General features: G+C 57.2%; 11 protein-coding genes. All 11 read right to left on the reverse strand.

What is annotated here, in order from left to right; genetic code table 11:
* Positions 1-389: 389 nt before the first annotated feature.
* Complete coding sequence (locus C4885_RS13575; protein ID WP_114000849.1) at positions 390-1,217, reverse strand: histidinol-phosphatase HisJ family protein; 828 nt, start codon at positions 1,215-1,217, stop codon at positions 390-392.
* Complete coding sequence (gene hisIE / locus C4885_RS13580; RefSeq protein ID WP_114000850.1) at positions 1,217-1,873, reverse strand: bifunctional phosphoribosyl-AMP cyclohydrolase/phosphoribosyl-ATP diphosphatase HisIE; 657 nt, start codon at positions 1,871-1,873, stop codon at positions 1,217-1,219. Before hisIE ends, C4885_RS13575 begins: the two co-directional genes overlap by 1 nt.
* Positions 1,874-2,052: 179 nt before the next feature.
* Positions 2,053-2,811: an imidazole glycerol phosphate synthase subunit HisF gene (gene hisF, locus C4885_RS13585; RefSeq protein WP_114000851.1), complete on the reverse strand. Its 759-nt coding sequence runs from the start codon at positions 2,809-2,811 to the stop codon at positions 2,053-2,055.
* Between the two features lie 13 nt (positions 2,812-2,824).
* Entirely contained in the window at positions 2,825-3,541 is a 717-nt protein-coding gene (hisA, locus tag C4885_RS13590) for a 1-(5-phosphoribosyl)-5-[(5-phosphoribosylamino)methylideneamino]imidazole-4-carboxamide isomerase (RefSeq protein WP_114000852.1), read from the reverse strand.
* Positions 3,542-3,550: 9 nt separating this feature from the next.
* Entirely contained in the window at positions 3,551-4,168 is a 618-nt protein-coding gene (hisH, locus tag C4885_RS13595; RefSeq protein WP_114000853.1) for an imidazole glycerol phosphate synthase subunit HisH, read from the reverse strand.
* 55 nt (positions 4,169-4,223) lie between these two features.
* Positions 4,224-4,721 (reverse strand): hypothetical protein, encoded by a 498-nt coding sequence (locus C4885_RS13600; protein ID WP_114000854.1) that lies wholly within the window; start codon positions 4,719-4,721, stop codon positions 4,224-4,226.
* Positions 4,722-4,768: 47 nt separating this feature from the next.
* Positions 4,769-5,221 (reverse strand): transposase, encoded by a 453-nt coding sequence (locus tag C4885_RS13605; RefSeq protein ID WP_114000855.1) that lies wholly within the window; start codon positions 5,219-5,221, stop codon positions 4,769-4,771.
* A 6-nt stretch (positions 5,222-5,227) separates the two neighbouring features.
* Positions 5,228-6,661 (reverse strand): histidinol-phosphate transaminase, encoded by a 1,434-nt coding sequence (hisC, locus tag C4885_RS13610; RefSeq protein WP_114000856.1) that lies wholly within the window; start codon positions 6,659-6,661, stop codon positions 5,228-5,230.
* Positions 6,662-6,855: 194 nt separating this feature from the next.
* Positions 6,856-8,136 (reverse strand): histidinol dehydrogenase, encoded by a 1,281-nt coding sequence (gene hisD / locus C4885_RS13615; RefSeq protein WP_114000857.1) that lies wholly within the window; start codon positions 8,134-8,136, stop codon positions 6,856-6,858.
* Positions 8,133-9,716, reverse strand: a complete 1,584-nt coding sequence (hisG, locus tag C4885_RS13620) for an ATP phosphoribosyltransferase (protein ID WP_114000858.1) — start codon at positions 9,714-9,716, stop codon at positions 8,133-8,135. The genes hisD and hisG overlap by 4 nt, the downstream gene beginning before the upstream one ends.
* 191 nt (positions 9,717-9,907) lie before the next feature.
* Positions 9,908-10,459: a hypothetical protein gene (locus C4885_RS13625; RefSeq protein ID WP_114000859.1), complete on the reverse strand. Its 552-nt coding sequence runs from the start codon at positions 10,457-10,459 to the stop codon at positions 9,908-9,910.
* Positions 10,460-10,731 lie beyond the last annotated feature (272 nt).

Genomic DNA, 10,731 nt, shown 5'->3' on the forward strand with positions numbered 1-10,731 from the left:
ACCGCATAATTCTAAGTGCCGATACGGCGAGCGAGGTGCGGCAGATGCTAAGCCAAAAGCGCAGATAATACTGGATGTCTTATCGAGCATTTTGGCAATGCAGATGCCGTGCCGCAGCCGCCGGAGCGGTGCTTAAGCCGTAAGGCGGGAATTGTGCGGTGTTGCCTTAGGTCGGATTGAACATTGAAAATATGTGACTAATCCACAAATTACTTGTAGGGGCGGCGTCCCCGACGTCCCGGATGGGCAATAATTATACCGCACATTTCAATGGATCTAACGTCTTATATGGCTTTCCGACTTTCCCGAAAAAACGCTTTTTCCCATTATAACAGCAAAAGCCGGGTGCGGCAAGTGCGCACCCGGCAAAATGCGGTGTGTTTTGCGTTTTACAGCTCACAGGGGGCAAAACCGTCCTTGCCCAGCACCAGAACACGGGTATAGCCCAGTTCCTTCAGCTGTGCGGCGGCTTCCTCAAAGCCAAAGGTCAGGGCCTTGGCTTCGTGGGCATCGGCGGTAATGGTCACATTGCCGCCCATGGTCAGCCATTCTTTCAGGATGGCCGGGGAGGGAAAGTAATCCTCGCGGAAGCCGCGATAAACAGAGCTGGTATTCACTTCCAGCACGCAGCCAGCCTGTGCAGCAGCTTCCAGTGCCTTGTGGGCAGCGGCGGTGTAGCGCGGGTCGGATTCATCAAAAAACTTGCCGCTGCCGTTCACCTTTTTGATCAGGTCAAAATGACCCAGGATGGTGGGCTTTTTGGCGGCAACTGCAGCTACGTTGGCAAAATACGTTTCCACCACAGCAAGGCCGTCGCCGTCAAAGTCGTCCTGGATGCAGGCAGCCAGGTCCGCTTCGCGCCAGTCAATCTCGTAATATTTGCCGGTCTTGGGGCCCTTGACATAATGGGTGCTGCCGATCCAGTAATCATAGGCAGCCGGGTCGTCATCGCTGTACAGATCCCATTCCAGGCCGCACAAAATGTCCAGCTTGCCGGCATAGCGCTCTTTCAGCTTGGCTACCTGGGCGCGGTACAGCTGGGTGCGTGCATTGGTCATGCAATACTCAATGTCGTGCGGGGTGTGGCTGTGGCCAGAGAAGCCCAGCGTTTTCAGCCCGGCTTTCCAGGCGCTCAGGGCAAGCTCCTCCGGGGTGTTTTTGCCGTCACACAGCTTGGTGTGAACATGGACCGAACTGAGCAGATATTCCTTAGCCATTACTGCATCCTCTCCTGTTTCACTTTATGGTCAATAACATGGCGCTTTTCCAGCTCTTTGGTGATGTCTTCTACGGAAATGCCAAGTTCAATCATCAAAACCATCACATGGTAGGCAAGGTCGCTGATCTCGTAAACGGTTTCCTCTTTGTCGCGCTTGCTGCCTGCAATGATCACTTCGGTGGATTCCTCGCCGACCTTTTTCAGAATCTTTTCCAGACCCTTGTCAAACAGGTAGGTGGTGTAGCTGCCCTCTTTGGGGTTGGTCTTGCGGCCTTCGATCAGCTCATACAGCCCCTGCCAGGTGAACTGCTTCAGCTCATCGGAAACATAGACCGGGTTAAAGAAGCAGCTTTCCGCGCCGGTGTGGCAGGCGGGGCCGCTCTTGATAACATCCACGACCAAAGCGTCCTTATCGCAGTCTGCGGTGATGGAAACCACGCGCTGCACATTGCCGCTGGTTTCGCCCTTGCGCCAGATCTCCTGGCGGCTGCGGGACCAGAACACCGTGCGGCCCTCGGCAATCGTCAAAGCCAGGGTTTCGGCGTTCATATAAGCCAGGGTCAGAACCTCTTTGGTGTAGTGATCCTGCACAATGGCCGGAATCAGGCCGTTGGCATCAAATTTCAGAGTTTTGGAATTTTCGGTGATTTCCATGGCGAACTCCTTATCTAAAACGGCGAAAGGCTGGGTACACTCTGCCGGGCCGCAGATTCATGCGAACCGCACAGCCGGATTCCCAAAAGTTTCCCCATTCTCAGTAAAAAACTATAAGTATAGTTTAGCGTGTTTTGCGTTGTTTGGCAAGCCCCAATTATATGGGCTGCTTTTGCCTGTTATACCCGCATCTCCACGCCGTTTTCACGCAGGTAAAGCTTCAAATCGCGGATGTCCACCTGCTTCGTGTGGAAGATGGAGGCTGCCAGCCCGGCGTCCACGCGGGGGTGGTTCAAGAACAGCTCCTTGAAGTCATCCATCTTGCCAGCACCGCCGGAAGCGATGATGGGCACAGCACAGCGCTGGGCCACGGCGTCCAGCAGCTCCAGGTCAAAGCCGTTCTTTACGCCGTCCGTGTCAATCGAGTTGACAACCAGCTCGCCCGCGCCGTTTTTCACGCCATGCTCCAGCCAGTCCAGAGCGTCAATGCCGGTGTTTTCGCGCCCGCCTTTGGTGAACAGCTTGAACTTGCCATCCACCCGCTTGATGTCCGCCGAAAGCACCACGCACTGATTGCCGTAACGCTGGGCAGCGGCGGAAATAATGGCCGGGTTCTTGATGGCACCGGAGTTGACACTTACTTTGTCGGCACCGCATTTCAGCACCCGGTCAAAATCTTCCAGGCTGCCGATGCCGCCGCCGACCGTCAGCGGGATAAAAATTTCGCTGGCAACGCGGCGCAGAATATCGGTAAAAATCGTGCGGCCCTCCACGCTGGCGGTGATATCATAAAACACCAGCTCATCAGCCCCGGCCGCGTTGTAATAGCGGGCCATCTCGACCGGGTCGGCCATATCCTGTAATCCGGCAAAGTTGACACCCTTGACCACACGGCCGTCTTTTACATCCAAGCACGGGATAATACGTTTGGTAATCATGCGCCCAGCCCCCTTATTCCTGATACAGTGCCACAGCCTGTTTGAGGTCGATGGCGCCGGTGTAGATGGATTTGCCCAAAATTGCGGCGTGGCAGCCCATGGCCTGCAGCTCCGCCAGCTCTTCCATGCGGGCAATGCCGCCGGATGCCGTGATCTCCAGGCCGGAAATCTGCAACAGCTCACGGTACAGGTCCATGTTGGTGCCCTGCATTGTGCCGTCGCGGGAAATATCGGTGGCGATGATCGCCTGCACGCCAGCTTCGGCACAGCGGCGGCAGAAAGCAACGCCCGGTTCGGGGGTGACTTCTTTCCAGCCGTTCACAGCCACAAGGCCATCGCGCATGTCCACGCCAACGGCAATTTTGGGGCCGTATTTCTGCGCCATGCGGGCGGTAAAATCAAAATCCTTTACGGCAATGGTGCCCAGGATGCAGCGCCCCACGCCGAGAGAAAGATACTGTTCAATGCGGGCTTCGTCACGGATGCCGCCGCCGACCTCGATAAACAGCCCGCCCTGCTTAGCAATGGCGGCAATGGTGGTCATGTTGGCGGTGGTGTCATCCTTGGCACCGTCCAAGTCCACCACATGCAGGTACTTGGCCCCGGCGGCAATAAACTCCCGTGCCTGGGCGGCGGGGTCTGCATTATAAACGGTCATCTGGTCGTAATCGCCCTGGTACAGGCGCACGGCCTGCCCGCCGCGCAGATCAATGGCAGGATATAACTTCATGGCTGCACCTCACAATTCTGCAAAGGCCCGCAGCATGCGCAGGCCGGTATCGCCGGATTTTTCGGGGTGGAACTGCGTGCCGTATACCAGGCCGTTTTTCACAGCGCCCGTTACCGGGATGCTGTACTCACTGGCAGCCAGCGTGTTGGCGGCACAGTTTTTGGCGTAAAAGCTGTGCACATAATACACATACTCACCGGGCTTGGTGTACTTGAACAGCGGGTCGTTTTCCCGCCCCGGCACAATGTCCAGCCGGTTCCAGCCGATGTGCGGCACTTTCAGGCTGGGGTCTTTCAAATCGTCTGCCAGCGGGCACACTTCGCCGGGAATCAGGCCAAGGCCGGTGTGTTCGCCGTACTCATAGCTTTTTTCAAACAGCAGCTGCATGCCCAGGCAGATGCCCAAAAGCGGTTTGTGCTCCACTTCCTGCTTGATAACGGGCACCAGGCCGGTGGCTTCCAGCTTGGCCATGGCATCGGCAAACGCGCCCACACCGGGCAGAATGATGTGGTCCGCCGCGCGGATGGCGGCAGCGTCGCGGGTCACTTTGGTTTCCAGCCCCAGGCTTTTCAGGCTGGAAGCCAGACTGAACAAGTTACCCACGCCGTAATCAATAATTGCGATCATATACGTTCCCCCTTTTTGTGTGCTGCTGTTGCAGCGCCCCTCTTAATACCTGGGGTTAATGTAGCCCCAGGGCCAGCCGGACCTCGTTCATTTGGATCTGGTCTGTGTCATATTGGTAAACCGTTCCATCGGCAAAGGTATAACGCACAAAAACGCCGGTGGGGTTTTTGGCGGTCTCTTCGGGTATTTCCACTTCCCACAAGTCCAGCACCGCGCCGCTGTGGTAGCGGACGGTGAGCGGCTCCCCCTGCGGGCAGCTTGGCTGCACTTTGCCTGCCCCGGCGGCGCAGATCAACCGGCATAACCGGCTGCTGGCATCCGGGTCCAGGGAGGAGGTTTCGCCGTTGCGGGTCAGCGCAGCGCCGATCTTGCCCGCGTTTTCCACACTGGCGGCAAAATCGGTGGAAAACCTGCGGTAGCGCTGGTGGTAACGCGCCGCCCAGCCAATGGTGCCAATGCAGATTACCAGAACCACACAGGCCGCCGCCAGGAACACCGCCCCGCCCCAGCCACGCCGCCGTTTGCCGGGTTTAATTCTGTCATACAGGTTCATGGTGTTCCCTCCTGATACAGTGGGTCCAAAACCCATTTGAGCGGGTTTTATTGCACAATGGCCCAGTAATCAGTTTCAGTGCGGATGATGTGGTCGTAGAAAGAGCGTTGGAATACGGAATGCCCGGCCCTGTGAGCAACGCGCCCTTTGAAAATGCGGACAACCTGGGAAATATTTGTAGGGGACGATGCTTGCATCGTCCCGTCCGCTTTGGGTTGGATGCCCACCAAAAAATGAATATGGTTTGGCATAATTACATAATGCAGCAAACCATCCATTTGCAATAATGCCTGTTCAGCAATGCGGCCCAGCGGTGATAATTCAATATGCACATCAGGGTTGAGCCCGTCATGCGGGCCGATGCGAGCATCGGCCCCTACAACTGAACCAAGGTTACATACACGGTTTTGGGTGCATATGGTAACAAAATACACGCCGCGGGCACTGTAATCATACCCCTTTAACCGGTTCCCTTTGCGGTCTGGTAATTCCGTCCCCATGCCACTTTACCCCAAAATCAAATCCAGCTCCTCAAAGAATCGCTGCATCTGTTCCGGGGTACCGATGGTGATGCGCAGATAATCGGAAAGGCGCGGGGCGCTGAAATAGCGGATCAGCACGCCTTTTTGCCGCAGGCGCTCAAAAATCTGTTTGCAGGGCATGCGGCTGGTGGTAACGAACAAAAAGTTGGTGGCGGAATCCGGCCCGGTAAAACCGCGCTCCCGCAGCTTGGTCATTGTGTCGGCGCGGGTGGCGCAGATCTTGCCCACCGTATCACGGAAGTAATTCTCATCCTCCATGGCGGCCACGGCGGCAGCCTGGGAGAGGGAATTGACGTTGTATGGGCTGTAGCTGAACTTGATGCGGTTCATATCGGCAATCAGCTCCGGGTTTGCCACGCAGAAGCCCACGCGGGCACCGGCCAGATTGTGGGATTTGGAGAAGGTCTGCACCACAATCACATTGTCATATTTCTTGGTCAGCGGAATGCAGCTGGCGTTTGGCCCAGCAAAATCAATGTACGCCTCGTCCACAATCACAATGCTGTCGGGGTTGGTGCGCACCACTTCCTCAATGGCGGCCACCGGCTGCAGCAGGGTGGTGGGGGCGTTGGGATTGGCAATCACGATGGTCTCATTCAGGCCGTGGTACTTGCTCAAATCCAGCGAGAAATCTTCCTCCACCAGGATCACATGCTGCGGAATGTGCAACAAATCACACAAAACCGGGTAAAAGCTGTAGGTGATATCGGCAAATGCCAGCGGGTGGGTTTCATCGCAGAAAGCGCGCAGCGCCAGCAGCAGGTTTTCATCGCTGCCGTTGCCGCACAAAATATTTTCCGGCTGCACGCCGCAGTGGCAGGCAATGGCGGCGCAGAGCGCGGCTTCGGTCAAATCGGAATACAGCCGCAGCCCCGGCACTGCTCCGGCCACCGCCGCCGCCACGCCGGGGGCAGGCGGGTAGGGGTTTTCGTTGGCGTTCAGCTTGACAAGGTCAGGCAGTTTCAGCTGCTCGCCGGGGGTGTAAGGCTCCAGCGCAGCCAGCGTTTTGGTAAAATAACGGCTCATTTGGGTCACCTCTTTGTTGGTGCAGCAGCCGGGCCGCCGCACCGGATCAGGAAAGTCCGTGACATAAAGTGTATCCTGCGCCCATTTGGCGGGATTGGTGTCGATGTAGTGCCAGATGGTGTTGTAATTGTCCGGGGAGCGGATGATGTGGTCGTAATATCCGCGCTGCCAGAGTGCATGCCCGGCTGTTTTGTTGGTCAGCCGTTTCAAAGTGGAGATAAACATCGGGATGACCTGGCTTGCGCGGGCGGATGTAGGGGGCGGCGTCCTCGACGCCCCGGATGGGCCTTGCTGAATGGCAATCAATAAATGGATGTGATTGGGCATTACAACATATTTTTCAATCCGCACATGGGGATAAAATGCAATCATATTCCCCAACTGCCGTGCAACAATTTTACCGGTTGGTGACAATCGGGTTCGCGGGGCGTCGGGGACGCCACCCCCTACAATCGTTCCAAAGGTGCAACGCTTGTTTTTGGAACAAATCGTAATGAAATACACACCGGATTGGCTGTAATTATATGTTGCTAAACGGTTGGCCTTCCGCTCCGGTACCCCATCCTTCACTGGTCTTCAAAACGGATGGTAACGCTCTTGGCGTGGGCGTGCAGGCCCTCATGTTCGGCAAAATCGGCAATGCGGGACTGAACTTTGCCCAGGGCATCGCGGGTGTAATAAATGAAACTGGACTTTTTCACAAAATCGTCCACGCCCAGTGGGCTGGAAAAACGTGCCGTGCCGCTGGTGGGCAGGGTGTGGTTGGGGCCGGCAAAATAATCGCCCAGTGCTTCCGGCACATTCTTGCCCAGGAAAATGCTGCCCGCGTTCTTTACGCTGTTCAAAACGGCGAACGGGTCGTCCACACAAATTTCCAAATGCTCCGGGGCAATGATGTTCACGGCGTCAATGGCCTTGTTCATATCGTCCGTCACAATGATCTTGCCGTTGGTGTCCACGCTGGCGCGGGCGATGGCAGCGCGGGGCAGCTGTGGGATCTGCACTTCCAGCTCGGCTTGTACGGCCTTGGCCAGCTCGGCGCTGTCCGTTACCAGCACGGGGCTGGCCAGCTTGTCATGCTCGGCCTGGCTCAGCAGGTCAGCTGCCACCCAGGCGGGGTTGCAGCTGCCATCCGCCAGCACCAGAATCTCCGAAGGCCCGGCGATCATATCAATGCCAACCTTGCCGAACACTTTGCGCTTGGCGGTGGCAACGTAAATATTGCCGGGGCCGACGATCTTATCCACCGCGGGGATGCTCTCGGTGCCGTAAGCCAGCGCGGCCACGGCCTGGGCGCCGCCGGTCTTGAAGATCTTGTCAATACCGGCAATCACCGCAGCAGCCAGGATGGAGGGATTCACCTTGCCATCCGGCCCGGCGGGGGTGGTCATCACGATCTCCTTCACACCGGCCACCTTGGCGGGGATCACATCCATCAGTACGGTGCTGGGGTAAGCGGCGGTACCGCCCGGCACATACACACCGGCTTTTTCAATCGGGGTATATTTCTGGCCCAGCACAATGCCGGGAGTATCGTTCATCACAAAGTTCTTGTGGACCTGGTGTTCATGGAAGGCGCGGATGTTGGCGGCGGCCATCTTCAGGGTAGTCACAAAATCCTCACCGGCGGCTTCAAAGGCTTCGTCAATTTCCGCCTGGCTCACCCGCAGCTCGTCCAGCTGGGCGTGGTCAAATTTCAGAGCGTAATCTTTCAGGGCGGCATCACCGCGGGCGCGCACATCGGCGATAATGGCATCCACGGTTGCTTCCACGCTGGCTTCCGCACGGATATCACGGTTCAGGATTTCTTCAGGCTTCAAAGCGTCAAACTCAAAAATGCGGATCATTTGGCAAGCGCCTCCTTCATCTTGTTCAGCAGTTCGGTCAGCTGCGCGTACTTGAATTTGTAGCTGGCTTTGTTGGCAATGAACCGTGCCGAAATGGGCATGAACTCTTCCAGTACGGCCAGATTGTTTTCTTTCAGGGTGGTGCCGGTCTCCACAATATCCACGATCACATCCGAAAGCCCCAGGATGGGAGCCAGCTCAATGGAGCCGTTCAGCTCGATGATGTCAATATCGCGGCCAATGCTCTCGTAATGGGCGCGGGCAATGTTCACAAACTTGGTGGCAACGCGCAGGGCGCGGCTTTCATCGTCCACAAAGTTCCTGGGGCCTGCCACGCACATGCGGCACTTGCCCATGCCGGTATCCAGCAGCTCGTACACATCGGCACCGGATTCGGTCAGGATATCCTTGCCCACAATGCCAATGTCGGCAGCGCCGTGCTCTACATAAATGGCAACGTCGCTGGGCTTGACCAGGAAGTACCGCACCCCGGCTTCGGGGTTCTCCACCACCAGCTTGCGGGTCTCGTTGTAGTTTTCGTTGGCTTCATACCCGGCGGCGGCCAGCAGGCCATAGGCTTTATCGCCCAGGCGGCCTTTGGGCAGGGCGATGTTCAGCCACTGGCGCTCGGTGCCCTGCTGCTGTACCGGCGGCAGGGGAGCGCTCAGGCGTTCCAGCTCGTCCAGGTAAAGGGCAAAGCCCAGAGCGCAGGCACCGGGGGTAAAGCGCTGGGCCAGCAGGTCATACCGGCCGCCTTTCAGCACGGCACGAGGCACCCCGGCCACATAGCCGCTGAACACCAGGCCGTTGTAATATTCCATATCACCGGCAAGGCTCAGATCCAGCTGCATGCCGCGTCCGGCATCGCCCAGTTCATTCTGCAGGCTCTGCAATTCCAGCAGGGCATCCTGCTGGGCTTCGCACTGGCACTGGCTGCGGGCGGCGGCCAGCGTGGTGCCAAAGGGGCCGTGCAGGCTTAAAATGGTGGTCAGCGCGTTGGCGGCGGCTTCATCCAGCCCGCTTTGCAGCGCGGCGGCATGCAGCTCGTGGGCGTTTTTATCGCGCAGCAGCTCCAGCAGGCGCGGGCGGGCGGCGGCATCCACATGCAGGGTGTCCAGCAAGGCGGTCACAAAGCCCATATGGCTGACTTCCAGCACGGTGGGAACTTCCAGGCTGGCCAGGCTTTCCAGCGCAAGGCGCACAACCTCGGCCTGTTCGGCAGCGCCAACCGCACCGATGCACTCCAGGCCCATCTGGCTGATCTCCGAGAAGGTGTGGCTTTCGCGGCTGGGGCGGCAGATCTGCTCTGTATAATAATACTTTTTGCATTCCCCGGCGGCGGGCTGGGCGTTCTTGGCGATCGAAAGCGTTACGTCCGGCTTGATGGCGCGCAGCTTGCCGTCCAGGTCGGTAAAAGTAATGACCTGGGAATCCGAAAGAAAGCGCTCATTCTGCTGATAGAGCGAATATTCCTCAAAATGGGAGCAGCGAAATTTGCGGTAGCCTGCACCCTCGTATAATACACGCAGCTGCAAAGTGCTGCGCTCAGCCGGTGAAAACCGGGAAAGATCAAGTTGCATGAATATACTCTCCTCTTTTAATCTCTTCCGAACCTCTTCCATTCCTCTTCATCCACAACCCACCAAGTTACGCGGGAATAGATGAATTTATTATACTTTTATGCATTAAAGATGTAAAGAGATTCCACGCAAAATAATAGAATAAAAATACGGCCATCCCGTGCCCCAAAGGGCGCAGAACGGCCGTATGCTCAATGTTTGGTGCGCTGAACGTTGTAGGCTTTGACCATCAGCACGGTGTACCACAGCAGCAGTACCGAAAATACCACAAAGCTGCCGGAAGAAGCCTTGCCCAGCGGCACGCTGGCAGGCGCAGCAAGGCTGGCAATGCGCAGCACCGTGTGGGCAGCCAGCAGCACCCCGCAGGCAACCAGCATCATGCGGGTGGAGCGGGTGTATTTCAGGTCATCCACAGCGCGGCGGGCCGCAGGCAGGCTGCCCCACACAAGGCCCAGCAGCAGCCACAGGTCAGCCAGCCGCAAAAACGGCGCAGCAGCGGTCAAAGCCCCGCCGGCCTGCACCCAGGAACCGCACAAAACAAGCTCCAGTGCCGTGGCCGCCAACCCGCACACAAGCGCAGCCAGCCCCTGCCGTGTCAGCAGCAGGGCGCCGATCACCAGCAGCACGGTCAGGCTCAGTTCCGCCATGGTAACGCCTTCCGGCACACCCAGGAACGCCCGCCCCGCTGCGCCGATCCCCAGCAGCAGGAATCCGGCAGCCGCATAATTGTGGCGCTTTTCCATCTTAACACGTCCTTTTTGAAAAAGTCTGTTGCATAAAATCTTGAAAGGTTAAAGGGTATTATATCACGCGGTTCCCTCTTGCGCAAGGTGTGCGGCGGTGGTATAGTAATTACTATGCAGTCCAAAACGCAGCTTTTTAAGGCAATACCGCATAATTCTAAGTGCTGATACGGCGAGCGAGGTGCGGCAGATGCCAAGCCAAAAGCGCAGATAATACTGGATGTCTTATCGAGCATTTTGGCAACGCAGATGCCGTGCCGCAGCTGCCGGAG

It is taken from the genome of Subdoligranulum sp. APC924/74, from assembly GCF_003324125.1.
In the GTDB taxonomy this organism is placed as follows: Bacteria; Bacillota; Clostridia; order Oscillospirales; family Ruminococcaceae; genus Gemmiger; species Gemmiger qucibialis.

Bases quoted from the DNA above. Each gene is read 5' to 3' on its own strand.
- C4885_RS13575 (WP_114000849.1), bottom strand. From the start codon at position 1,217: ATGGCTAAGGAATATCTGCTCAGTTCGGTCCATGTTCACACCAAGCTG.
- hisIE (WP_114000850.1), bottom strand. From the start codon at position 1,873: ATGGAAATCACCGAAAATTCCAAAACTCTGAAATTTGATGCCAACGGC.
- hisF (WP_114000851.1), bottom strand. From the start codon at position 2,811: ATGATTACCAAACGTATTATCCCGTGCTTGGATGTAAAAGACGGCCGT.
- hisA (WP_114000852.1), bottom strand. From the start codon at position 3,541: ATGAAGTTATATCCTGCCATTGATCTGCGCGGCGGGCAGGCCGTGCGC.
- hisH (WP_114000853.1), bottom strand. From the start codon at position 4,168: ATGATCGCAATTATTGATTACGGCGTGGGTAACTTGTTCAGTCTGGCT.
- C4885_RS13600 (WP_114000854.1), bottom strand. From the start codon at position 4,721: ATGAACCTGTATGACAGAATTAAACCCGGCAAACGGCGGCGTGGCTGG.
- C4885_RS13605 (WP_114000855.1), bottom strand. From the start codon at position 5,221: ATGGGGACGGAATTACCAGACCGCAAAGGGAACCGGTTAAAGGGGTAT.
- hisC (WP_114000856.1), bottom strand. From the start codon at position 6,661: ATGATTGCATTTTATCCCCATGTGCGGATTGAAAAATATGTTGTAATG.
- hisD (WP_114000857.1), bottom strand. From the start codon at position 8,136: ATGATCCGCATTTTTGAGTTTGACGCTTTGAAGCCTGAAGAAATCCTG.
- hisG (WP_114000858.1), bottom strand. From the start codon at position 9,716: ATGCAACTTGATCTTTCCCGGTTTTCACCGGCTGAGCGCAGCACTTTG.
- C4885_RS13625 (WP_114000859.1), bottom strand. From the start codon at position 10,459: ATGGAAAAGCGCCACAATTATGCGGCTGCCGGATTCCTGCTGCTGGGG.